Raw genomic sequence first — 24,006 nt, forward strand, 5'->3', positions numbered from 1 at the left:
ACCTTGGCGATGTTCTCGGCGTCGCCGCCGTACATCAGCGCGTAGCCGTTCTCCAGGCCCCACACGCCGCCGGAGACGCCGCAGTCGACGAAGCCGATGCCCTTGGCGGCCAGCTCCTCGGCGTGCTTCTCGTCGTCCGTCCAGCGCGAGTTGCCGCCGTCCACGACCACGTCGCCGGGCTCCAGCAGCTGGGCCAGCTCGTCGATGGTCGACTGGGTGGCGGCCCCGGCCGGCACCATCACCCACACCACGCGCGGGCCGCTGAGGCTGCCCACCAGCTCTTCCAGGCTGTGGACGTCGGCGAGGTCCGGGTTGCGGTCGTATCCGATGACGGTGTGGCCGGCGCGGCGGATCCGCTCGCGCATGTTGCCGCCCATCTTGCCGAGGCCGACGAGACCGAGCTCCATCAGTTGTTCGTTCCTTAGGTTGCGACGTGGCATGAGGGCACTTCGTACCCGTGTCCGAGCCTAAACCCGGACGGTCACGCACACCTGTGGGCATACGCGCTCAGACGTAGGCTCCTACCTGCGGCTTCGCCCTGTGGACGGCCCAGCGGTGCGCCGGGCCGTCCACAGGGCGGGCGGCAGTGCACGGCTCAGCCGCTGAGCCGCACCGGCATGATCAGGTACTTGTACGACTCGTCCGCCTCGGCGTCCACCGCGGGCTTGCCGCTGAGCAGCGCCGGCTTCGTGGACGTCGTGAAGGACAGCTGGGCGACCGGGGAGTCGATGGCGCTCAGGCCGTCCAGCAGGAAGGTCGGGTTGAAGGCGATCGAGATGTCGTCGCCCTCCAGCTGCGCCTCGACCCTTTCCACAGCCTGTGCGTCGTCGCTGGAGCCGGCCTCCAGGGTCAGCACGCCCTGCTCGAAGCTGAGCCGCACCGGGGTGTTCCGCTCGGCGACCAGGGCCACACGCTTGACGGCCTCCACGAAGGGGGCGGTCTCGATCACGGCGACCGAGTTGAACTCCGTCGGGAACAGCGTGCGGTACTTCGGGAGGTCGCCCTCCAGCAGACGCGTCGTCGTACGGCGGCCCGCGCCCTCGAAGCCGATCAGGCCCTCGCCCGCACCCGAGCCGGACAGCGCCAGGGTGACGCTGTCGCCGCTGGTGAGCGCCTTGGCGGTGTCCAGGAGCGTCTTGGCGGGCACCAGGGCGACCGCGGACGCCTCCGGGTTCTCCGGCTTCCACAGGAACTCGCGGACCGCGAAGCGGTAGCGGTCGGTGGACGCCAGCGTGACCGTGTCGCCCTCGATCTCGATGCGCACACCGGTGAGCACCGGCAGCGTGTCGTCACGTCCGGCGGCGATGGCCACCTGCGCGGCGGCGGCCGCGAAGACCTCGCCCGGGACCGTGCCCGTCGCGTTCGGCATCTGCGGCAGCGCCGGGTACTCCTCCACAGGCAGGGTGTGGAGGGTGAACCGGGACGAGCCGCAGACCACGGTCGCCCGTACACCGTCTGTGGAGATCTCCACCGGCCGGTTGGGGAGGGCGCGGGAGATGTCGGCGAGGAGGCGGCCGGAGACGAGGACGGTGCCCTCCTCCTCGACCTCCGCCTCCACCGACACACGCGCGGAGACCTCGTAGTCGAAGCTCGAGAGGCTCAGCTGGCCTTCCTCGGCCTTCAGAAGGAGGCCGGCGAGGACAGGCGCCGGCGGACGGGCCGGGAGGCTGCGCGCCGCCCAGGCCACTGCCTCCGCGAGTACGTCGCGTTCCACCCGGATCTTCACCGTAAGCCGCCTCCTGCTGTTGCCGGCGCTTCTCGCCCTGCTTGGTCTTCGTCGTCTGACTCGGTGTCGTCGGTCCCTGCGGAGGGAAGGACACCGGGGAACAGTCTGACGCACTGCACTGACAGTAGGAGCCTCTCGGGTCAAGTCGTGATCCGCGGCAGTCGGACGCCGAAGAGCGAGTTGTGCACAGGGCCCTCTTCGAAACGAATTCCCCGCTCTCTCTAGTCGGGAGTAGTAGTAGGGCCTGTGGATACCGTGGATAACCGCGTTTGCGCAGGTCAGACAGGAGATTTTGTCCACGGGCCCTGTGGGTGCGGGCGGTGGACAACCGGGTGTCTCTGTGGAGAACAGAAAGTTCTGCACACCCCATGCACAGCCTCGGGGCACTTCTCCCCAGCGGCGTCCCCAGATTTACCCGTCTTTCCCACAGCCCAACCCGGCACCCTCATGTGACGCCTTTCACTCGACGCGGTGAGGGCGGGCGCTGTGTTGCCGAACAGTGGACAGTCATGTGGAGAAGCCGGTGATCGCTGGGGACAACGGGCCGCAGCCTGTGGGAAGTCGGTGGACAACTCCGTGCACAGCCTGTGGATCCTGAGGTTGTCCACAGGCTGTGGAGATCGTTCGTCCACCAATCCACAAGTAGCTGACCTGCCCTGATGGTCTCTCAACAGGTCCGCCTGTGGACACGATCTGTATAACTCCCGAGTCCCCAGGTTGTGGACGCCGGAAAGTGACCAAATCTGTGGAGAGCGGCCGTAACTCCGCAGGTAATCGAACAGGGTGGGGCGCAAGAGGGGCCGAGGGGGTGCGGGGAGGGGCAGTGGGCTGGGGCTGAGACGCCGACCGGAGGCCACTCCTGGGGCCGCGCAAGGCACTGCCGGAGCCGCAGAGGAGCGCTGCATGGGCCGTTCCAGGGACGCCGCATGGGCCCCCAGGCCCCTGCGTGGGGCAACCTAAGCCCCTGCACGGGCCACCCAGGCCTGGCATGAGCCCCTGCAGTGCGCTTCCGCCAAGGGACGACAGGGCGGGAGAGAAGGCAAGGGCGCCCCCGCATCCCTGCCGGAGGCGCCCCATGGCGTGACGACGGCGTGTGCCGGTGTGAGACGGCCCGCGTCAGCCGTTCTTGATGCGGTTCGTGAGCTCGGTGACCTGGTTGTAGATGGAGCGGCGCTCGGCCATGAGCGCGCGGATCTTCCGGTCGGCGTGCATCACCGTGGTGTGGTCGCGGTTGCCGAACTGTGCGCCGATCTTGGGCAGCGACAGATCGGTGAGCTCGCGGCACAGGTACATGGCGATCTGCCGGGCCGTCACCAGGGCGCGGCCGCGGGACGTGCCGCACAGGTCCTCGACCGTCAGCCCGAAGTAGTCGGCGGTCGCGGCCATGATGGCGGTCGCCGTGATCTCGGGCGCCGCGTTCTCCCCACCGGGGATCAGGTCCTTGAGGACGATCTCGGTGAGGCCCAGGTCCACGGGCTGGCGGTTGAGCGACGCGAACGCCGTCACCCGGATCAGCGCGCCCTCCAGCTCACGGATGTTGCGGGAGATGCGGGAGGCGATGAACTCCAGCACCTCCGGCGGGGCGTTGAGCTGTTCCTGCACCGCCTTTTTACGGAGGATCGCGATGCGCGTCTCCAGCTCCGGCGGCTGGACGTCCGTGATCAGGCCCCACTCGAAACGGTTCCGCAACCGGTCCTCCAGCGTGACCAGCTGCTTGGGCGGCCGGTCACTGGAGAGCACGATCTGCTTGTTCGCGTTGTGGAGCGTGTTGAACGTGTGGAAGAACTCCTCCTGCGTCGACTCCTTGTCCGCGAGGAACTGGATGTCGTCGACGAGCAGGATGTCCATCTCCCGGTACCGCTTGCGGAAGCTGTCGCCCTTGCCGTCGCGGATCGAGTTGATGAACTCGTTGGTGAACTCCTCCGAGCTCACGTAGCGCACGCGCGTACCCGGGTACAGGCTGCGCGCGTAGTGCCCGATCGCGTGCAGCAGGTGCGTCTTGCCGAGCCCCGACTCCCCGTAGATGAACAGCGGGTTGTACGCCTTCGCCGGCGCCTCGGCCACCGCCACGGCGGCCGCGTGCGCGAAGCGGTTGGAGGCCCCGATGACGAAGGTGTCGAAGAGGTACTTCGGGTTGAGACGGGCCGTGGGCTCGCCCGGGCCCGTCGCCGGCGCGGGCTGCGCGGCCAGCGGGCCGGGCGCGCCGCTGGAGGCGGGCAGCGACGAGCCGACGGGGCCGCCGCGGTGCACGTGGCCGGAGCCCGGAGGCGGATCGGGAAGCTCGCGGCGGTCGGAGCGGCCCTGGTCGTAGTCGGGACGCCCCTGGTCGTAGTCGGGACGGCTCTGCTCGTAGTCACCGCGCGCCTGCTCGTAGTCCGCGCGCGCGGAGTCGTACTCCGGCCGTTGCTGCTCGTACGGCGGCCGCTCCATCGACTGCGGGCGGTAGTCCTGCGGGCGCGACGCGTACAGGTCGCGCTCGGGGAAACCGAGCCGCTGCTGTTGCCAGCCGTAGTCGTCCTGCGCCGGCCGCGGCCAGGCGCCGGGCTCGGGGCGCTGGTAGTCGCCCGGGTACGCGGGACGGGCGGTCGGCAGCTGGTCGCCGGGCCCGCCGGAGTGCTGTTCGGGGCGGCCGGGCGCGCGGTCGTCGGAGCGGTGGCGGCCGTAGCTGTCGTACGGCTGGCGGCCCTGCCCGTCGTACGCGTCGTGGTGCTGTCCCGGCGGAGGAAGCTCGGGTTCCTCGTAGCGCGACGGGGCAGGCGGAGGGGAGGCGGGCTCGCCCATCGAACTGTCGACGGTGATCGCGATACGGATCGGCCGGCCGCACTCACGGGTCAGGCCCTCGCTGACGGCCGGTGCGAGGCGGCCCTCCAGTACGCCCTTGGCGAACTCGTTCGGCACGGCCAGCAGCGCGGTGTCCGCGACCAGCGCGAGCGGCTGGCAGCGTCTGATCCAGTGCTCGTCCTTCGCCTCGACGCCCTGACCGCGGCCCTCACCGAGAAGGTGCTCCAGTACGCGTGGCCACACTGCGGCAAGATCGGCAGGTACGTCAGCCACAGGGCACGCTCTCTCACGGGGTCCCTCGAACGTGTGGTTAAGGGACGGGTCGGGATGTGGGTCGGGTGGGCGGGTCGGGAACGAAACAGCCGGGGCAGGGAGAAGGGAACGAATCGGAGTCCAGCCACGGTAGTCAGGGCGACCGGTGCGGTTCAAGTTGTTGTCCCCAGCCTGTGGACAGTGTCCCCCAGTGGTCTCCGGTTTGACCGGATGGCGTAGTCGCGCGTACCGTAACCAGGTCGAGTTGTCGATGGCTGCTGCCGCCTGCCTCCGATGGGCATAGATCACGCACCAGTGCTCTCACCAGGGCACATAACTGTGATCGGGAAGCGGTGCACTCGGGCGTAATGCGAGCTACTCGTGGGCGCACGGTGACAGCCAGGCGACACCCCGCCACCCTTCGAGTCATTACTGGAGCCCCCGAGTGAGCAAGCGCACCTTCCAGCCGAACAACCGTCGTCGCGCGAAGACCCACGGCTTCCGGCTGCGGATGCGCACCCGTGCCGGCCGCGCGATTCTCGCGTCCCGCCGTGGCAAGGGTCGCGCCCGCCTGTCCGCCTGATCGCGTACAGGTCATGACGTGCTGCCCACCGAGAACCGGCTGAGGCGGCGCGAGGACTTCGCGACCGCGGTACGCCGAGGGCGCCGGGCCGGACGCCCGCTCCTCGTCGTCCACCTTCGCAGCGGTAACACGGACCCGCACGCGCCTGGGGAGAGCGCTCCCTCGACGCGTGCGGGTTTCGTCGTGAGCAAGGCCGTGGGCGGAGCGGTCATACGCAACAAGGTGAAGCGAAGGCTTCGCCATCTGATGCGTGAGCGAGTGGCCCTGCTGCCCCCCGGTAGCCTGGTAGTCGTACGAGCGCTGCCCGGTGCGGGCGACGCCGACCACGCAGAACTGGCCCGAGACCTGGATGCCGCCCTCCAGCGGCTGAGGGGAGGGGGCGCGCGATGAAGTACCCGCTGCTGGCGCTGATCAAGCTGTACCAGTGGATCATCAGCCCGCTGCTCGGGCCGGTGTGCAAGTACTACCCGTCGTGCTCCCACTACGGCTTCCAGGCCATCGACCGGCACGGTGCGGTCAAGGGAACAGCACTGACCGCCTGGCGCATCCTCCGCTGCAATCCGTGGTCGCTCGGCGGCGTGGACCACGTCCCGCCGCGCAAGCGTCCGCGGTGGCACGAAATGCTGCGCAGCGCTTGGCGCGCACGCAAGGGCGGGCCCTCCGCCGCCGACCCGGCCATCGAGAGGCATGGGGTAACCGACCGCCCCTCGAGCCCGGCCGCAGAGACCCCGTCCCATGCCCAAGGAGCATGATTAGTGGACACGATTGCCAGCTTCTTCAGCTTCATCACCACACCCGTCTCGTGGATCATCGTTCAGTTCCACAAGCTGTACGGTGCGATCTTCGGCCCCGATACGGGATGGGCCTGGGGTCTGTCCATCGTGTCCCTGGTGATCCTGATCCGTATCTGCCTGATCCCGCTCTTCGTGAAGCAGATCAAGGCGACCCGGGCGATGCAGACGCTCCAGCCCGAGATGAAGAAGATCCAGGAGCGCTACAAGAACGACAAGCAGCGTCAGTCCGAAGAGATGATGAAGCTGTACAAGGAGACGGGTACCAACCCGCTCTCCTCGTGCCTTCCCATCCTGGCGCAGTCGCCGTTCTTCTTCGCCCTGTACCACGTGCTCAACAGCATCGCGTCGAACGACACGATCGGCGTGATCAATGACAGCCTGCTGCGGAGCGCGCAGAAGGCGCACATCTTCGGCGCCCCGCTCGCGGCCAAGTTCATGGACAGCGAGGACAAGGTCGAGGCCCTGAACGCCTCGCTGACGGACGTCCGCATCGTCACCGCGCTGATGATCGTCCTGATGTCGTTCTCGCAGTTCTACACGCAGCGCCAGCTGATGACGAAGAACGTCGACACCACGGTGAAGACGCCGTTCATGCAGCAGCAGAAGATGCTGATGTACGTCTTCCCGATCATCTTCGCCGTCTTCGGCATCAACTTCCCGGTCGGTGTCCTCGTCTACTGGCTGACCACGAACGTGTGGACCATGGGCCAGCAGATGTACGTCATCCACAACAACCCGACCCCGGGTTCCAAGGCTCAGGCGTCCTACCTGGAGCGCCTGCAGAAGCACGTCGTGAACCGCGGCGGGACCCGCAACCGCCGTGAGCGCGCCATCGTCAAGGCCATCGTCACCAAGGGCCGTGACCGCAACGAGTTCGAGCGCAAGTTCATCAACGGCCTGAACAAGGCCGGTCTCGCCGCCCAGACCGACGGCACTGTGACGAAGAGCGAGGTCGCGGCCGTGGCCGCCGCCGAGGACGGCACCCCGACCACGGACGTCCCGAAGCGCCAGCAGCCCAAGCGGCAGACCAAGTCCCAGCGCCAGTCCGGCGGGCCCAAGGCCGCGGGCGCCGGCGAGGAGACGCAGTCCTCCGACCCGTCGCTCAGCAAGTCGGACGAGCCGCAGGACGCCAAGCCGGCCGGCGCCGCCAAGAAGGCCACGCCCAAGCCGGGCAACGGCACCCGCAGCAAGGCGCAGTCCGGTCAGCGCAAGGGCCAGCAGCGGCCCAAGTCCCCGTCCAAGAAGTAAGAAGGAGTCCATCCCGTGACGGAAGGCACCACCTCCGCCGCCACCGAGGGTGGCGACACCCTCACCCGCCTGGAGCAGGAGGGGGAGATCGCGGCGGACTACCTCGAGGGTCTGCTGGACATCGCCGATCTCGACGGCGACATCGACATGGACGTCGAGGCCGACCGTGCGTCCGTCTCGATCATCAGTGACACGGGCAGCCGCGACCTGCAGAAGCTGGTTGGCCGGGACGGTGAGGTGCTCGAGGCGCTGCAGGAGCTCACGCGCCTGGCCGTCCACCGGGAGACCGGTGACCGCAGCCGTCTGATGCTGGACATCGCCGGCTACCGCGCCAAGAAGCGTGCCGAGCTCTCCGAGCTGGGTGCCAAGGCCGCGGCCGAGGCCAAGAGCTCCGGTGAGCCCGTGAAGATGAAGCCGATGACGCCGTTCGAGCGCAAGGTCGTGCACGACGCGGTCAAGGCCGCGGGACTGCGCAGTGAGTCCGAGGGCGAGGAGCCGCAGCGCTTCGTCGTCGTACTGCCCGCCTGAGGCGTGCTGCGTATGTGAGGCGTACGCCGCCTGATGCGGTGCATGCGTTTCTCCGGCCCCGCCTGTTGCGCAGGCGGGGCCGAAACTTTGTCAGCCTGATAGTCCTTGACCTGTCAGTCTGATGGTCCCTGCCGGCTGCTGGAGGCCTGGCAGCCGGTGTCCCTGATAGCTCTGGTGGTCAGCGCCCAGCGCGCTTGTGCGGTACGGAAGGACGGTCCCCGTGACGGAGGCAGCGGAGCTCCCCCCGGCTCCCGAACAGGCCCGGGCGGTATTCGGCGATCGCTTCGCAGATGCGGTCCGGTACGCGGAACTGCTGGCCGAGGCAGGTGTGCAGCGAGGGCTGATCGGCCCTCGCGAGGTGCCCCGGCTGTGGGAACGGCACCTGCTGAACTGCGCGGTGCTGTCCGAGGTGGTGCCCGCGGGTGTGACCGTGTGCGATGTCGGCTCCGGCGCCGGGCTGCCGGGTATCCCGCTGGCCCTGGTTCGGGACGATCTGAAGATCACGCTGCTGGAGCCGCTGCTGCGGCGCACCAACTTCCTCACCGAGGTCGTCGAACTCCTCGGCCTCGATCACGTGACGGTCGTTCGCGGCCGGGCGGAGGAGGTCATGGGGAAGCTGCCGGCCGTGCATGTGGTGACGGCACGTGCTGTGGCACCGCTGGACCGCCTCGCCACCTGGGGCATTCCGTTGCTGCGGCCTTACGGAGAGATGCTCGCGCTCAAGGGCGACACCGCCGAGGAGGAGCTGAAGAGCGCGGCCACGGCCTTGAGCAAGCTCGGTGCCGTGGAGACCTCCATTCTTCATGTCGGTGAGGGCGTCGTGGATCCGCAGTCCACCGTGGTGCGTGTCGAGGTCGGAGAGAGCCCTGGTGGCGTGCGTTTCGCGGCGAAGCGCGCGAAGGCGGCGCGGACGGGTCGGGCCCGGCGGCGACGCTGAGGAGAAGGGCGGGAAGGGGCGTGCTCAGCCACGGATCGCCCATGCCAACTGATCCGTCCTGACGACGACACGTACTCCACCCAAGCTGCCGGACCCGCGCAGGCCGGAGTGTCGAGGCGGCCCGGTCACCGCTGCTGTGCATCGTGTTTCACGTGAAACGTCGCTCACTGCTGCACGGCATCATCAGCCGAGGCCGCGCTGCGGCCCAACCCCGCGACCGCAGGTCTCCTGGATCGAAGCCGCGCGGGTCTGCGGCCTTCCCCCCGGTGACCCCTGCGCCCGACGGCCTCCAGCCACCCGTGGAGGTCACGGAGTTGTCCACAGAGGTGGATTTCTCCACAGAACACCAGGCCTCACTGGTTCACGACCCCGGAGACATGGGAGGCTCTGTTCATCGCGAGCCTGAAGTCGAGGAGAGTGAATCCTTGCGGTCCGACGCCAACATCGCGGGACCGATGACCGATCCGGTCCCCGGTCCCCGTACCGAGTCGAGGGGAGAGGATGTTTCACGTGAAACACCGCCCCCGATGGACGACACCCCGATCGGTCGTGCTGCCCAACTGGCAGTAGAGGCTCTGGGTCGTGCCGGCGAGGGCCTGCCACGTCCCGATCAGACCCGGATCATCGTGGTGGCCAACCAGAAGGGCGGGGTGGGCAAGACCACGACGACGGTCAACCTCGCTGCTTCGTTGGCCCTCCATGGCGGGCGCGTCCTGGTGATCGACCTCGACCCGCAGGGCAATGCGTCCACCGCGCTGGGCATTGATCACCACGCCGAGGTCCCTTCGATCTACGACGTGTTGATCGACAGCAAGCCGCTCTCCGAAGTCGTCCAGCCCGTACCCGATGTCGAGGGTCTCTTCTGCGCCCCGGCCACGATCGATCTGGCCGGCGCGGAGATCGAGCTGGTCTCCCTTGTGGCACGCGAGAGTCGGCTCCAGCGGGCGATCCAGTCCTATGAGCAGCCGCTGGACTACATCCTCATCGACTGCCCGCCCTCACTCGGTCTGCTGACCGTCAACGCGCTCGTCGCCGGTCAAGAGGTACTGATCCCGATCCAGTGCGAGTACTACGCACTGGAGGGCCTCGGACAGCTGCTGCGCAATGTCGATCTGGTCCGAGGTCATCTGAACCCCGCTCTGCATGTGTCGACCATCCTGCTCACCATGTACGACGGCCGGACACGTCTCGCCTCACAGGTCGCGGACGAGGTGCGCAGCCACTTCGGTGATGAGGTGCTGCGGACGAGCATTCCCCGCTCGGTCCGTATCTCCGAGGCGCCGAGCTACGGCCAGACGGTGCTGACCTACGATCCAGGATCGAGTGGCGCCCTCTCCTACCTTGAGGCGGCACGCGAGATCGCACTCAGGGGTGTCGACGTCGGTTACGACCCGACGCACGCCCATCTGGGCGCACAGAACAATACGAGCATGGTGGAGGGGATGCAGTGAGCGAGCGACGGAGGGGGTTGGGGCGCGGTCTCGGCGCGCTGATCCCTGCTGCCCCAGCAGCAGACAAGGCGGTGCCGCTTGCTGCGGGCGGGGCGGCCACGTCCCCCGCAGCGGTACCAGCCCTCACGCCCGACCGCGGTGTGGCGGCCGCGAAGGTGACGACGCTGCCGAATGTTTCACGTGAAACAGAGGAGCGGGCGGCGAGCAGTGCCGGGCAGGCGCCCGCGGTGCCCTTCGGCGCTCACTACGCTGAGCTGCCCCTGGACGCCATCACGCCGAACCCGCGCCAACCCCGTGAGGTGTTCGACGAGGACCTGCTCACGGAGCTCGTGACCTCCATCAAGGAGGTCGGGCTGCTTCAGCCGGTCGTGGTGCGGCAGCTGAGCCCCGCCCGCTACGAGCTCATCATGGGTGAGCGGCGCTGGCGTGCCTGCCGTGAGGCCGGCCTGGAAACGATCCCTGCGATCGTCCGGGCCACGGATGACGAGAAGCTCCTCCTGGACGCTCTCCTGGAGAACCTGCACCGTGCTCAGCTGAACCCGCTGGAGGAGGCAGCCGCCTATGAGCAGCTCCTCAGGGACTTCAAGTGCACGCAGGACCAGTTGGCCGACCGTATCGGGCGCTCTCGTCCGCAGGTGTCCAACACGCTGCGTCTGCTGAAGCTGTCACCTGCCGTCCAGCGTCGTGTCGCTGCCGGTGTCCTCTCCGCTGGACACGCCCGTGCTCTGCTCTCCGTGGAGGATTCGGAGGAACAGGACCGGCTGGCTCACCGAATCGTCGCGGAAGGGCTCTCGGTACGGGCGGTTGAGGAGATCGTCAGCCTGATGGGTTCGCGGCCGACGAGTGCTCCCCGTACCAAGGGGCCGCGCGCCGGAAGCCGCGTGTCTCCGGCACTGAACGATCTCGCGACCCGGCTCTCCGACCGGTTCGAGACGCGGGTGAAGGTCGACCTGGGTCAGAAGAAGGGCAAGATCACCGTCGAGTTCGCCTCGATGGAGGACCTTCAGCGGATTCTCGGCACCCTCGCTCCGGGTGAAGGAGGCATCGTCCAGAAGAGCCTGCTCAACGACGACCCCGACGACCAGGAGTCCTGAGCACCACGACGATCAGCGTCCTGAGAGCTCAGGAATCAACAGTGGAGCGAGCCGTGTCCGGTGTGTGCCGGAACGCGGCTCGCTCTTTACTTTCGGTCGGTATCGATGGAATCGCATCGTGGATACGATGCGAGTGGGTGTGGCGCAACCACCCGGCGGTACCTTCATCGGGAGGCGGAGTTCATGCGAACGGTGAGCCGTTCCGGACTGGTGACCGCAGGCCTGGGCCTGGGAGCCGTCGGAGGATTCGTCGGCAGCCTGCTCAAGGAGCGGAGTGCCCTGGCAGCCGCCCGCGCCGCGGGCGAAGGAAGCGAGGAACAGCCTTCATGGGGCGTCGGCTCGTACCGCTCACGCTGGACAACCTCCAGGACCTACCCAAACGCTGTCGCTCGTGCGTCTTCTGGGAACTGGACCCGGTCAGCGGTGAGGCCGCGGTAAAGGCAGGGACCCCCGCCCTGGAGAAGGAGGCATGGATCTCCGCGGTTCTGCTGGACTGGGGATCCTGCGGCCGGATCGTCTACGTGGACGACGTACCGGTGGGCTTCGTCCTGTACGCGCCGCCTGCCTACGTTCCACGGTCCACGGCGTTTCCCACGAGCCCGTTGTCTCCCGACGCCGTACAGCTGATGACGGCCTTCATCATGCCGGGGTACCAGGGACAGGGGCTCGGCAGAGTGATGGTGCAAACGGTTGCCAAGGACCTGCTGCGCCGGGGGTTCAAGGCGATCGAGGCGTTCGGGGACGCGCGCTGGAAAGAGCCGGCGTGTCTGCTGCCCGCTGACCATCTGACCGCGGTGGGTTTCAAGACGGTCCGCCCACACCCCGCACATCCGCGGCTGCGGCTGGAGCTGCGCTCGACGCTCTCCTGGAAGGAGGACGTCGAGCTGGCACTGGACCGGCTGCTGGGGGCCGTGCAGAAGGAGCCTGCGCTGAGACCACTGTGATGGATGGCTGCAGCTGCACTGTGGCTTCGGCATCCGTCTCGGAGCCGTCTCACACGAATGGGCCGGCCCTTCCGGGCTGGCCCATTCGTGTTTCACGTGAAACATCGCCGCTGCCGCGACACGGCGGCGCCGGGAACCGGCTCAGCCAGCGATGAAGTCCTCGAGGTCGCGTACGATCGCGGCCTTCGGCTTGGCACCGACGATGGTCTTGGCGACCTCGCCACCCTGGTACACGTTCAGGGTCGGGATGGACATGACGCCGTACTTGGCGGCCGTGGCCGGGTTCTCGTCGATGTTGAGCTTGACGACCTGGATCTTCTCGCCGTACTCGGCGGCGATCGCCTCGAGAGACGGCGCGATCTGGCGGCACGGACCGCACCAGGCGGCCCAGAAGTCCACCAGGACGGGCTTGTCGCTCTTGAGGACGTCCTCCTCGAAGGAAGCGTCGGTCACGTTCTTCAGGGTGCCGGCCACGGCGGGCTCCTTAACTGGTTGGTGCGGTGGGGTGGGGGTCAGGCGATGGTCTTCTCGGGCTCGGCGGTCTGCTCCGTGTCCGCCAGCGCGGCGAGGAAGCGCTCCGCGTCGAGAGCGGCGGAGCAGCCGGTGCCCGCCGCGGTGATCGCCTGTCGGTACGTGTGGTCGACGACGTCACCCGCGCCGAAGACGCCGGTCAGGTTGGTACGGGTCGAGGGAGAGTCGACCTTGAGGTAACCCTCCTCGTCCAGTTCGAGCTGACCCTTGAAGAGTTCGGTGCGCGGGTCGTGTCCGATCGCGATGAACAGACCCGTCACCGGCAGCTCAGAGGTCTCGCCCGTCTTGAGGTTGCGCAGCGTCAGACCGGCCAGCTTCTGGTCACCCTTGATCTCGGCGACCTCGCTGTCCCAGACGAACTTGATCTTCGGGTCAGCGAACGCGCGCTCCTGCATCGCCTTGGAGGCGCGCAGGGTGTCCCGACGGTGGACGATGGTCACGGACTTGGCGAACCGGGAGAGGAAGGTGGCCTCCTCCATGGCGGTGTCACCGCCGCCGATCACGGCGATGTCCTGGTCCTTGAAGAAGAAACCGTCGCAGGTGGCGCACCAGGAGACACCGCGCCCGGACAGGGCGTCCTCGTTGGGCAGCCCGAGCTTGCGGTGCTGCGATCCGGTGGTGACGATGACCGCCTTGGCTCGGTGCACAGTACCCGCGGTGTCCGTAACGGTCTTGATCTCACCCGTGAGGTCGACGGCGACCACGTCGTCCGGGACGAGCTCGGCACCGAAACGCTCGGCCTGGGCGCGCATGTTGTCCATGAGCTCGGGGCCCATGATGCCGTCCTGGAAGCCGGGGAAGTTCTCCACCTCGGTGGTGTTCATCAGCGCACCGCCCGCGGTGACGGCGCCCTCGAACACCAGCGGCTTCAGCGACGCGCGCGCGGTGTAGAGCGCCGCCGTGTAGCCGGCGGGCCCGGAGCCGATGATGATCACGTTACGGACGTCGCTCACGGCTTGATTCCTCGTCTCTGAGACTGCTGTGTACTGCTGCCGGTGGGAGCTTCACTCACTTCTCTCACCCCACCCAACGGATCCTACGGGGCGTGCATTCCCGGTGTGTCCGGGCACACGGAGACGTGGCACCACACAGTGGTGCCACGGAATCGCGTGCGAGGTGGTCCGGCGCTCAGGGCCCGGTCGACGGCGCTGTAACGGGACGGTCGAAGGTCTGCCGTGTCAGGACCTCGCCAGGGGGCGCCGGTGACTTGCCCACACAGCCGGCATCGACGACGTACGCCGTCACACGGTCGTCGGTGTCGGACGTGTCGGAGAGGACGACCAGGTACGCCTCTGTGCCCTGGTAGCGCCCTTGCCGTGCGCCGAGAGGCATCTCGTTGCGCCCGATGCCTTCCCGGACGCAGCCGGGGACATCGATCGCGCCGAGAATGCTGGGGCCTTCGGTGGTCGATCCGGGCGTGACCGGCTTCGATGCCGTACCGAAGGACTCCATGCGCTGCTTTTGGGTGAGGAGCTTCGTGACCTGGTTCTCCAGAGTGTCTCCGGAGAAAATGCGCTCCGAGGCGTCCTCGCTGCGTGCCGCCGTCGGTCCATCGGGGGTCGTGTCCCCCATCGACTGGATGAACACGGTGCCGAGCCCCAGCGTGGCAACCGTCAGAACGGCGCCCAGTACGGCTGTCCTGCGGCGCGGGCGACGTGTGCGTTCTGCCCGGCCGGGGCCTGTGGCTGCCCGAGGGCGGCCTGCGGGACGGTCGGCCACGGGTGATGTTTCACGTGAAACATGGGCGCCGTCGATTCCGTCGGCCTCTGCACGGGCTGTGCTGGCTGATGTCGCGGCCCTGGTGGAGTCGACAGCGGGGGCGGACGCGTTCAGCAGGGCTTCGGCTGCCAGCGCCGCGTCGATGCGGCTCGCTACGTCGGCGGGCATCTGTGGGGGGCCCGCCAGTGTGCCGAGCAGACCGCGAATCTCCTCGAGCGAGTCATGGACATCCGTGCAGAGCGAGCACTCGTCCAGGTGCCGTCGCACGTCCGCGCTGCGGGTCGGCGGCAGCAGACCTTCCACAAGGTCGGAGAGCTCCGTGACCTCCGGGTGCCCGGCCGTGTCGGTCGTGGATGTCACGCTCGCCCACCTCCGCCCTTCACGGCAGCTGAATCGCTCGGTCCTGCGTCACGCGGTTGCGCACGACGTGGTTCTGCATCGCGTGGTCCTGCTGCGGGTGGGACGGATGCCCCCTGGGTCCGGTTCCTTCTTTCCGACGACTTCTTGCCGTCCTGGTCCTTGCTGTCCGACCGCAGATGGGTGAGCAGGGGGAGGAGCCTGGCCCTGCCGCGGGCGCAGCGGCTCTTCACGGTGCCGGTCGGCACGCCGAGGATGCGCGCCGCTTCCGCCACTGGGTAGCCCTGCATGTCCACCAGGACGAGAGCGGCCCGCTGATCGGCGGGCAGGGTTCCCAGGGCCTCCAGCAGTTGGCGATGCAGGTCATTGCGCTCGGCCGGAGCGGACGCCGACTCGTGCGGCTCCAGGAGCTGCTCCAGACGCTCGGTGTCGTCGACGGGCGAGGTCTTCCGGGAGGCGGCCTTGCGCGCACGGTCCAGGCAGGCGTTCACGGTGATGCGGTGCAGCCAGGTGGTGACGGCCGACTGGCCGCGGAAGGTGTGGGCGGCCCGGTAGGCGGAGACGAGCGCGTCCTGCACCGCGTCGGCCGCCTCCTCACGGTCCCCCAGTGTCCGCAGAGCGACGGCCCAGAGCCGGTCGCGGTGCCGTCGCACCAGCTCGCCGAAGGCGTCGGGGTCGCCCTCCACATGGCGGGCGAGGAGGTCCTGATCGCTTGTCTCGCCGTAGCCGGCGCCTTCTGCCATCGGACCCCCTCCCCTGGGTGGGCTGTCAGCCCTCGAACGTCACGTCGGTGATGGCTTGCTTGTAGCCGGCGCCACTGAACTCGTCCCCGGTCGCGTACGGCAGAGCGGTGAGCCACACCAGTACGTACTGGGTCTTCACCGGCTCGGCGACCTCCACCTTCGCGGACGTCGTGTTCGTCGTGGCGGTGCCGAGCTTCTGCATCGAGTCCAGGGCCGACGGAGACGGGCTCAGCGTGTCCGTCGCGTAGAGCTCCACGGTCGTCCGGCTGCCACCGTAGTGGAGATTCACCGTCCCGGCCGAGAGCTCCTGGGCCGAGCCCAAGTCGTAGACGATTCCCACGCCAGGCTTGTAGGGCGCCAGCTCGGGACCGTCTATGAAGCTCGATGTCCGCCAGTACGTCGAGTCGTCCCCGTCGTACGTCAGGTCCACGTCGTTCGGATGCTGGGCATCGCCCTTGACGACGTACTCCTCGGCGCCCTGGACGCCGAGCGGCTTCACCGTCTCCTTCTTCTCGGCCCCGCCCTTGTCGTCCCCGTCCGTCGTCTGCGTCTGTTTGGTGTCCTCGGGCTTGTTCCCCTGATCGATGAGGGCGTCCGCGAGCTGCCAGCTGCCGAGGCCGAGTGCGGCGATGAGCAGGGCCGACACCGCCCACTTGAGGGCCTTGCCGGTGCGGCTCTGCAGCGGGGGCGGCGGTGTCACGATCGGCTGGGTGACGCCGGGGTGCGGGGCCTGACGGCCGTACGTGCCCTGCTGGTAGCTCGTGCGCTGGTACTCGGGCGGAGCGGTGAACGCCGGCTCCGGCGGGCGGATGCGGGGCATCTCGCCGATCGCCTTGACCAGTTCCTCCGGTGTCGTGCAGGGCGACTCGTGGCGGGAGGCGGTCGCCCCGTCGTTGGCGAGCGCTCGCATGGCGAGTTCCGCCAGGCCCCGGTGGACGCCGGCGCGTACCTGGTCGGGGGCGATGAGGCCGACGTCCTTGGGCAGCCCGGAGAGACCGTACGCGTCCTGCTCGTACGGCCAGCGCTGCGTGAGCGAGGCGTACAAGAGGGCGCCGATCGCCTCCGTGTCGGTGCGCTGCGGAGTCTCGGACGTGATGCCGCGCAGGGCGGCGTTCACGGCGAGGCCGCGGATGCGCCACTGGCCGGAGGTGGCACGGAGCACGGCACTGGGGTTGAGCCGCAGATGCGACAGGCCCTCGCGGTGTGCGGCGGCCATGGCCTGGGACACCTGGGTGACCATCTGGTAGGCGTCGTGCGGCTCCAGCGGGCCGGACGCGAGCAGCGTCGTCAGCTCCGTGGCATCAGGGAGCCACTCGTGCACCACATAGACGAGGTCGTTCTCCTCCACCGCGTCCAGTACCTGGACGAAGCGGGGATCACCCAGCAGGGCGGCGGACCGGGCGGCCGCCAGCACGGAGCGGGCCCGTGCGTGGTCGGAGGGCAGGACATGCACACCGACCGCGCGGCGCAGCTTCTCGTCCACCGCACGCCAACTGCTGAAACCGTCCAGACGGGTGACACACTCTTCGAGTCGGTAGCGTCTGGCGAGCTTGTGACCGCTGTGCAGTTCGGGTGGCATGGTCCTGCCGGGGCCCACGGTCCCGCCGCTCCCCTGGGTCTCTTCGCTCGCCGCGCTGTCCGTTTCCCGCTCCCGGTTCTGGGCCACCCCGTCGGCCGTGGACTGGTCCGCCTTGGCGGTCAGCGGCTTGTCACCGCTGTTGTCTGCCACGTCGACGGCAGCCGTGCTCCGTTCCGCCACCGTCGTCCCTGCCTCCCCATCCGTTGCGCGCTGTCCGACGCCAAAGCCAATTGTGCCCACAGTCCGACGCTATGAGCGACATACGACGGCGGACGATGGTTGTGCACCTACCCCCGCCTCAACGCCCCAGGCGTCCGCGGACCATGCCGACCATCGAGTTGAGCTCCTCGATACGCATCCGCCGCGCAGCGGCGTAGAAGACACCGAGGAGAACGATCCCGCCACCGGCGAGAGCGAGCATCGAACCGCCCACGCCCTGTCCCAGGCTGCGGCTGATCCCGTAGCAGGCCGCACCGCTGAGCAGCGCCGCAGGAAGCGAGGCGATGCAGAGCCGTGCGTACGTCCGCAGCACCCTGGCCCCGTCGAGGTCGCCGCCCAGCCGCGTGCGCAGCCGCCGCCAGGCCACTCCGACGCCGATCATGTACGCCAGACCGTAGACGCCGGCCATGCCGACCACGGCCCAGCGGGCCGGCAGCACGAAGAAGCAGACGGCCGAGGCCCCGGCGTTGACGGCGGCCACGATGACCGTGTTGTAGAACGGGGTGCGGGTGTCCTCGTAGGCGTAGAAAGCGCGCAGGACGACGTACTGCACGGAGTACGGGATGAGACCGAGGCCGAAGGCCATCAGCATGTAGCCCATGTTCGTGGCCGCGCTGGTGCCGGACGAGCCGAAGATCAGTGTGCACATCGGGATGCCGAGGGCGACGAAGCCGAAGGAGATCGGCACGATCGCCACGGCGGTGGTGCGCAGGCCCTGGGAGATGTCGTCGCGGACGGCACCGGCGTCGTTCTCGGCGGCCGAGCGCGAGATCCGCGGCAGCAGGGCCGCCATCAGCGAGACCGTGATGATCGCTTGGGGCAGACCCCAGATGAGCTGTGCGTTGGCGTAGGCCGTGAAGCCGGTGCCGTTGATCTTGGTTTCGGAGAGCGCGGCGGTGGCGAGCTGGGTGACGACGAGGGCGCCCGCCTGGTTGGCGAGGACGAACAGGATGGTCCACTTGGCGAGCATCGCGGCCTTGCCGAGGCCGTGGCCCTTCCAGTCGAAGCGCAGCCGCAGCCGGAACCCGGTCTCCCGCAGGTAGGGGATCATCGCGAGGGCCTGGACGACGAGGCCCAGGAGAACGCCGACGCCGAGGAGCCGCTCGCCCTCCGGCGGGATGCTCTGGACCGTCATGCCGGAGTCGGCGGCGCTGCCGTAGACCCACAGGAACATGCCGAGGGTCACGATGATGACGATGTTGTTGAGGACCGGCGTCCACATCATCGCGCCGAACCTGCCGCGCGCGTTGAGGATCTGCCCCATCACCACGTGGATGCCCATGAAGAAGATCGAGGGCAGGAAGTAGCGGGTGAAGGTGACGGCGACCTCGTTGGCGTCCGGGTTCGTGGCGAGGGGGTTCGACAGCGCCTGCACCAGCAGCGGCGCCGCGAACATGGTGACTGCTGTGAGCACACCGAGGGCCACCATGACCAGGGTCAGCAGACGGTTGGCGTACGCCTCGCCGCCGTCCTCGTCCTCCTTCATCGCGCGCACGAGCTGCGGTACGAAGACCGAGTTGAGGCCGCCGCCGACGGTCAGGATGTAGATCATCGTCGGTAGCTGGTAGGCCACCTGGAAGGACTCGCCCAGAAGACCGAGGCCCAGCGCCGACACGATCATCGCGGAACGGACGAAGCCGGTGAGGCGGGAGACCATGGTGCCCGCGGCCATCACCGCGCTCGACTTCAGCAGGCCGGAGGCGCGGCCGCCCTTCTTCGGAGCGGGGGGCGCGGGAGCGGGCTCCGGGGCGGGGGCGGGCGCGACGAGCGGCGGTGCCTGGGCAGGCCCCTGCGCGGCCGGCGCGGGCGCCGGGCCGGGGACGGACGGCTGCTCCATGGCCGGGTACCCGCCCTGCTGCTGGTCACGGAAGAGATGGGCGAACGCGTCGTGCTCGTGGTGCTGCTCACCGGCGCCTGTGACCAGGTCGTCCACGCCCACGAACTGTGTGGTCCGGGCATCGTCGCCGTACGGCAGGTGCCGTGTGGGGCCCTCCGGCTCCGGCGGCGGCGTCTGGGCCCAGACGTGCGGGTCGGGAGCGTACGGGGAGGTCGGCGGCTGGGCGTAGAGCGGCTGCTGCGGCTGGTAGAAGCCGGGCGGCGGCGGGGGGTGGGCAGCCCGGTCGTAGAGCGCCTCGGTGACCGGGTCCTGGGCCGAGAGGTCCTGGGTCCGGTACGGATCCTGAGCGTAGGCGTCCTGGAAGTACATGTCCGTGGGGGGCTGCGACGGCTCCTGCCCCGGCTCGGGCTGCGCGTCCCCGGGGTGGCCCGGGCCGGCCGCTCCCTGGCCGCGGTCACCGTCGTACGGCGCGTTCATGGTCTACCCCACCTCATCGTCCCCTGGCCCACCGGCCACGACATCGCTCAACGGTCCACTCTCTCACCCGTCCCGGACCGGTCGGCGCTTTCCGGTGCGGTGTCCGGAGTCGGGTCACTCGGGTGCTCCGGCTCCTTCGGGCCGCCTTGCACACGGGGTTCCTCCGCGGAGTCGTCGGCGGGAACGGCTTCCGTGCCGTCCGGCTCCCCGGTGGCCGTTTCCCCGGAAGCGTCCTCCTGCGCCTGGCGGGCCGCTGCGCGCTTGCGCTGTGTGTACATCCGGAACCCGGCGAGGACGAGCAGCAGCACACCGCCGGCGATGACCAGCATCACCGTGGGCGTGATCTCGGTTACGTTCACGTCGAACGTCACCGGGGGACCGTACTTCTCGCCGGCCTCCGTGAAGAGCTGGGCCTCCACCGCGACCTCGCCGTTGGCGTTGGCGTTGGTGTCGAACTTCACCGACTGGCTGTGTCCGCCCGAGACCTCGATGATCTGCTCCGAGTAGGCGCTGTCCCCGATCTCGAGGCGTTTCGGCTGTTTCGAGGTGAGGCGCAGCACCAGCTTGTCGACGCCCTGTACGAGGTTGTTCTGCACCGTCACGGGGATCGTGGCGCTGCGGCCCGAGAGCTTTGTCTCCGATTTCTCGATCAGCCGCACCTGGGCCGCGAGGTTGTCGAGATACGACTGCACGTCCTCGCGGTACGACTGGGCTTCGGTGGTGCGGCCACGCCAGGACGCGGACATCTCCCGGTTGAAGGTCCGCCCGAACGGCGTGACGACCCGCGACTCGTTGGTGAGGATCACCTTGAAGCGGTCGAGGTCGCTCTCGGTGTCCTGGGTGTCCTGGAAGGCGGGCGTCGGCAGCTCCTGCTTGCGCAGGGACGAGGGGTACGCCGATGCCGACGGGACCTTCGTGGACGCGGCGGGATCCGGTTTGGCCGCCGCGGTCTCCGCCAGCTCCTGGGACTCCGCCCAGCTCCCGTCCTGGAGGGCCGTCAGCGCCTGGGCCATCGTCTGGGCCTGGCTGACGGAGGGCATGCGCTGCGGTGCGATCACGATGTTGCGCTGCTTGCCCGTGTTCTGGAGGGTGATCATCAAGCTGTGGGCGAGGAACCGCTGCACCGCGACGGTGGAGTTGCCGGCCTTCGTCATGTCGCCCTGGAACGACGTCGACAGCTGCGCGTCCGCGACGACCGCCGTCGTACCGCCTCCGATGGGGCGTGCCGCGTTCGGCGTGTACGTGAGGCTCGTCGACTCCTTCAGGCTGTCGCTGCGGGCGATCACCTTGTCGGCGCCCGCGGAGGTGGCGACCTTCACGATCGACGGGTCGACGGCGCCCTCGACGGGCCAGGCGAAGTCCGTGTCCGGTTCGACGTGGAGCACGGTCTCCACGGTGTCGGCGGCCACGTCGGTGGCGTCCTTGAGGTGGCTCAGGGAGCCGGTGACGGTCCTGCCGTTGTGTGCCAGGGAAGCCAGGTCGGGGTCGGCGAAGGGGAGGGCGATGACCTCTTCGTCCGCGACCGCTTCCTGAAGCTCGGCCAGCCACTGCTTGGCGATCGCCTGGTCCTTGCCGGCCGTGGTGGTCGTGTCGCCGGTCTTGATCTGGTAGGCGCGGGTCATCGCGTCGACGGAGGCGAGCAGGTCCGGGTCGATCACCCAGGTGACATCGAGATCCTTGCCCAGCGCCAGCATCCGCTCCAGGCGGCCGCCCGGGGAGATCTCCTTGGTCAGGTCGTCGTTCTGGAAGACAGGCGTCTGCTGCTCACCGGGGCCCGTCTCCGCCGTCAGGTGGGTGGTGGAGATGAGCGGCCAGAGGTATGTCGTTCTGGTCCGCGTGTCCGTCGGGTCCGGCTGCCAGGGCAGGAAGGTGCGCTGGATGCCGAGCACCTGCTCGTAGGACGCGGCCGGGGTGCGGCCCGAGAGGGAGACCCCGAGCTGGTAGACGCCGTCGGAACCGAGATCCAGCTCTTTGACGGGCACCGAGATGCTGAAGGTCTGTGCGACACCCGGGGCGAGCCTGGAGAACTCCTCGACGTACTTCCCGCCGATCTCCGCCCCGTCGGTGTACTCGTTGAAGCCGGTGCGCTTGGCGGCGTCGTCGATGGCCGCCCGCCCGGACAGCGCCGTGCCCACACGCAGTCCCACGTGGGCGTCGGTGACCGCCTGCCTGCCGTTGTTTCTGACGGTGCCGGAGACGGTGATGGTGTCGCCGTCGGTCGGCGCGCTGGGGCTCAGTGAGTTCAGGGAGACGTCCACCGTGCTCGACCCGGTGGCGTCCGTCACGAAGGTCTTCTCCGCGGCGTGTCCGCCCGGGGCGGTGGACAGCTGCAGCAGACCGGCCAGCAGAGGGGCTCCCGCGAGCAGTGCTCCGGTGCGCCGGAGCCACCGGCGGGCAGGTGAGGAACTCATCCCCTGGATGTCTGCCGCCTCGGCCACGCGCTCGTCCGTCCCTCGTCGTCAGTGGTCGTTGGAATGTGCGTCCACGCATGGTAACGATGCCCGCTTGAGGGAAGTGCCGCGGTCTGCTCCGCAAGATCGGCGAACGAGGCCGAGGTGTCCCGTATGCGCGTGTATTAAGGAAACCGCCGGGATGCGGCTTCCGTACACCATCATGTGGGGCATTGGTGCACGTCGCATGGAGGCGCCCGTGGCCGCCGGGGGCACGTACCCTTTTCTGTTGTGCCGAACGCCAACGAAGACAGTCCCCACGCCCTCAGCCAGGTGCAGCGCCACGCGGTGAGCGAGCTGCTGCGGGTGTTCCCCGTCGCCGACGATCTTGGCCGCCGATTCCAGGAGGCCGGGTTCTCACTCGCCCTGGTCGGAGGCTCGGTCCGGGACGCGCTCCTCGGCCGGCTCGGCAACGATCTGGACTTCACCACGGACGCCCGCCCGGAGGACGTCCTGAAGATCGTGCGGCCCTGGGCGGACGCCGTGTGGGAGGTCGGGATCGCCTTCGGCACGGTCGGGGCCCAGAAGGAGGGCTACCAGATCGAGATCACGACATATCGGTCGGAGGCGTACGACCGCACCTCGCGCAAGCCCGAGGTGTCGTACGGCGACTCCATCGAGGAGGATCTCGTACGGCGTGACTTCACGGTGAATGCGATGGCCCTGGCGCTGCCCGGCAAGGAATTCATCGATCCGCACGGCGGGCTGGAGGATCTCGCGGCACGGGTACTGCGCACGCCCGGCACCCCTGAGGAGTCCTTCTCCGACGATCCGCTGCGGATGATGCGGGCCGCGCGGTTCGCCGCGCAGCTCGACTTCGAGGTGGCGCCGGAGGTCGTCGCGGCGATGACCGGGATGGCCGGGCGTATCGAGATCGTCTCGGCGGAGCGGGTGCGGGACGAGCTGAACAAACTGGTCCTTTCCAAGTATCCGCGGAAGGGCCTGACACTGCTCGTGGAGACCGGTCTTGCCGGTCATGTGCTGCCGGAGCTCCCCGCGCTGCGTCTGGAACGCGACGAGCACCACCGTCACAAGGACGTTTACGACCACACCCTGATCGTGCTGGAGCAGGCGATCGCGCTGGAGGACGACGGTCCTGACCTCACCCTCCGGCTCGCCGCGTTGCTGCACGACATCGGCAAGCCGAGGACGCGTCGTTTCGAGAGCGACGGGCGGGTCTCCTTCCACCACCACGAGGTGGTGGGCGCCAAGATGACCAAGAAGCGGATGACCGCGCTGAAGTACTCCAATGAGCTGATCAAGGACGTGTCCCGCCTGGTGGAGCTCCACCTGCGCTTCCACGGGTACGGTACCGGGGAGTGGACGGACTCGGCGGTCCGCCGGTATGTGCGGGACGCGGGTCCGCTGCTCGACCGGCTCCACAAACTGACCCGCTCCGACTGCACCACGCGCAACAAGCGCAAGGCGAATGCCCTGTCCCGCGCGTACGACGGCCTGGAAGAGCGCATCGCGCAGCTCAAGGACCAGGAGGAGCTGGACGCCATCCGTCCGGACCTCGACGGCAACCAGATCATGGATGTCCTGGGCGTGGGCCCCGGGCCGGTCATCGGTCAGGCCTACAAGTTCCTGCTGGAGCTGCGCCTGGAGAACGGCCCGATGGAGCACGACGCGGCGGTGAGTGCGCTCAAGGAGTGGTGGGCCGAGCAGAGCTGAGGCCGCCGACCTGCGGTGCCTGTGGGGGCGGGGGCATGTTTCACGTGAAACGTGCCCCCGCTGTCATCTGTCCGTCCCAGCC

The 24,006-nt window shown here is 68.6% G+C and carries 20 protein-coding genes; 10 read left to right on the forward strand and 10 right to left on the reverse strand.

The features are described 5' to 3' along the window. The 3 genes from IE242_RS24165 to dnaA all read right to left on the reverse strand — a co-directional run. Positions 1-407: NAD(P)-binding domain-containing protein (locus IE242_RS24165; RefSeq protein ID WP_229859381.1), on the reverse strand; the 407-nt coding region annotated here is incomplete at its 3' end. Between the two features lie 188 nt (positions 408-595). After that, complete coding sequence (gene dnaN, locus IE242_RS24170) at positions 596-1,726, reverse strand: DNA polymerase III subunit beta (RefSeq protein ID WP_030576244.1); 1,131 nt, start codon at positions 1,724-1,726, stop codon at positions 596-598. Between the two features lie 1,116 nt (positions 1,727-2,842). Continuing rightward, positions 2,843-4,780 carry a chromosomal replication initiator protein DnaA gene (dnaA, locus tag IE242_RS24175; RefSeq protein WP_189862693.1) on the reverse strand — a complete coding sequence of 646 codons (1,938 nt, stop codon included), beginning with the start codon at positions 4,778-4,780 and terminating at the stop codon, positions 2,843-2,845. A 424-nt stretch (positions 4,781-5,204) separates the two neighbouring features. On the opposite strand from dnaA, the gene rpmH reads away from it, so the two are divergent. From rpmH to IE242_RS24220, 9 genes are all read left to right on the forward strand, one after another. Beyond that, a complete protein-coding gene (rpmH, locus tag IE242_RS24180) occupies positions 5,205-5,342 on the forward strand; it encodes a 50S ribosomal protein L34 (protein ID WP_003949374.1) in 138 nt (45 codons plus the stop codon). Positions 5,343-5,360: 18 nt separating this feature from the next. Further along, on the forward strand, positions 5,361-5,732 hold the full coding sequence (gene rnpA / locus IE242_RS24185) for a ribonuclease P protein component (RefSeq protein ID WP_189862695.1): 372 nt from the start codon (positions 5,361-5,363) through the stop codon (positions 5,730-5,732). Further along, the gene (yidD, locus tag IE242_RS24190) at positions 5,729-6,094 is read left to right on the forward strand and encodes a membrane protein insertion efficiency factor YidD (RefSeq protein WP_189862697.1); all 366 of its coding nucleotides are present in this window, start codon (positions 5,729-5,731) and stop codon (positions 6,092-6,094) included. Before rnpA ends, yidD begins: the two co-directional genes overlap by 4 nt. A 3-nt stretch (positions 6,095-6,097) precedes the next feature. Beyond that, a complete protein-coding gene (yidC, locus tag IE242_RS24195) occupies positions 6,098-7,384 on the forward strand; it encodes a membrane protein insertase YidC (protein ID WP_189862699.1) in 1,287 nt (428 codons plus the stop codon). A gap of 15 nt (positions 7,385-7,399) precedes the next feature. Beyond that, the gene (locus IE242_RS24200; protein ID WP_189862701.1) at positions 7,400-7,912 is read left to right on the forward strand and encodes a Jag family protein; all 513 of its coding nucleotides are present in this window, start codon (positions 7,400-7,402) and stop codon (positions 7,910-7,912) included. 220 nt (positions 7,913-8,132) lie between these two features. Then, a complete protein-coding gene (gene rsmG / locus IE242_RS24205) occupies positions 8,133-8,849 on the forward strand; it encodes a 16S rRNA (guanine(527)-N(7))-methyltransferase RsmG (protein WP_189862703.1) in 717 nt (238 codons plus the stop codon). Positions 8,850-9,226: 377 nt separating this feature from the next. Further along, complete coding sequence (locus IE242_RS24210; protein ID WP_189863056.1) at positions 9,227-10,300, forward strand: ParA family protein; 1,074 nt, start codon at positions 9,227-9,229, stop codon at positions 10,298-10,300. Further along, positions 10,297-11,394, forward strand: a complete 1,098-nt coding sequence (locus IE242_RS24215; protein WP_189862705.1) for a ParB/RepB/Spo0J family partition protein — start codon at positions 10,297-10,299, stop codon at positions 11,392-11,394. The genes IE242_RS24210 and IE242_RS24215 overlap by 4 nt, the downstream gene beginning before the upstream one ends. Before the next feature lie 326 nt (positions 11,395-11,720). Next, positions 11,721-12,338 (forward strand): GNAT family N-acetyltransferase, encoded by a 618-nt coding sequence (locus IE242_RS24220; RefSeq protein WP_189862707.1) that lies wholly within the window; start codon positions 11,721-11,723, stop codon positions 12,336-12,338. Between the two features lie 141 nt (positions 12,339-12,479). Here IE242_RS24220 and trxA read toward each other — a convergent pair whose 3' ends face one another. The 7 genes from trxA to IE242_RS24255 all read right to left on the reverse strand — a co-directional run bounded on the left by trxA (position 12,480) and on the right by IE242_RS24255 (position 22,238). Further along, entirely contained in the window at positions 12,480-12,812 is a 333-nt protein-coding gene (gene trxA, locus IE242_RS24225; RefSeq protein WP_189862709.1) for a thioredoxin, read from the reverse strand. Positions 12,813-12,850: 38 nt separating this feature from the next. Continuing rightward, on the reverse strand, positions 12,851-13,822 hold the full coding sequence (gene trxB / locus IE242_RS24230; RefSeq protein ID WP_189862711.1) for a thioredoxin-disulfide reductase: 972 nt from the start codon (positions 13,820-13,822) through the stop codon (positions 12,851-12,853). Positions 13,823-13,997: 175 nt separating this feature from the next. Continuing rightward, positions 13,998-14,948 (reverse strand): anti-sigma factor family protein, encoded by a 951-nt coding sequence (locus IE242_RS24235; RefSeq protein ID WP_189862713.1) that lies wholly within the window; start codon positions 14,946-14,948, stop codon positions 13,998-14,000. Continuing rightward, the gene (sigM, locus tag IE242_RS24240; protein WP_189862715.1) at positions 14,945-15,688 is read right to left on the reverse strand and encodes an RNA polymerase sigma factor SigM; all 744 of its coding nucleotides are present in this window, start codon (positions 15,686-15,688) and stop codon (positions 14,945-14,947) included. The genes IE242_RS24235 and sigM overlap by 4 nt, the downstream gene beginning before the upstream one ends. 25 nt (positions 15,689-15,713) lie before the next feature. Then, positions 15,714-17,447 carry a protein kinase family protein gene (locus IE242_RS24245; RefSeq protein WP_189862717.1) on the reverse strand — a complete coding sequence of 578 codons (1,734 nt, stop codon included), beginning with the start codon at positions 17,445-17,447 and terminating at the stop codon, positions 15,714-15,716. A 118-nt stretch (positions 17,448-17,565) separates the two neighbouring features. Beyond that, positions 17,566-19,800, reverse strand: a complete 2,235-nt coding sequence (murJ, locus tag IE242_RS24250) for a murein biosynthesis integral membrane protein MurJ (RefSeq protein WP_189862719.1) — start codon at positions 19,798-19,800, stop codon at positions 17,566-17,568. Positions 19,801-19,847: 47 nt separating this feature from the next. Then, positions 19,848-22,238 (reverse strand): DUF6049 family protein, encoded by a 2,391-nt coding sequence (locus IE242_RS24255; protein WP_189862721.1) that lies wholly within the window; start codon positions 22,236-22,238, stop codon positions 19,848-19,850. Between the two features lie 243 nt (positions 22,239-22,481). On the opposite strand from IE242_RS24255, the gene IE242_RS24260 reads away from it, so the two are divergent. Next, complete coding sequence (locus IE242_RS24260; protein ID WP_189862723.1) at positions 22,482-23,924, forward strand: CCA tRNA nucleotidyltransferase; 1,443 nt, start codon at positions 22,482-22,484, stop codon at positions 23,922-23,924. The last annotated feature ends 82 nt before the right edge of the window (positions 23,925-24,006 follow it).

Origin of the sequence: Streptomyces poonensis, assembly GCF_014650915.1 — a bacterium.
Classification (GTDB): Bacteria; Actinomycetota; Actinomycetes; order Streptomycetales; family Streptomycetaceae; genus Streptomyces; species Streptomyces poonensis.

What these genes read in the sequence shown, in the direction of transcription:
- yidD (WP_189862697.1), top strand. Translation starts at nt 5,729, where the DNA reads ATGAAGTACCCGCTGCTGGCGCTGATCAAGCTGTACCAGTGGATCATC.
- IE242_RS24210 (WP_189863056.1), top strand. Translation starts at nt 9,227, where the DNA reads ATGGGAGGCTCTGTTCATCGCGAGCCTGAAGTCGAGGAGAGTGAATCC.
- IE242_RS24220 (WP_189862707.1), top strand. Translation starts at nt 11,721, where the DNA reads ATGGGGCGTCGGCTCGTACCGCTCACGCTGGACAACCTCCAGGACCTA.
- sigM (WP_189862715.1), bottom strand. Translation starts at nt 15,688, where the DNA reads ATGGCAGAAGGCGCCGGCTACGGCGAGACAAGCGATCAGGACCTCCTC.
- murJ (WP_189862719.1), bottom strand. Translation starts at nt 19,800, where the DNA reads ATGAACGCGCCGTACGACGGTGACCGCGGCCAGGGAGCGGCCGGCCCG.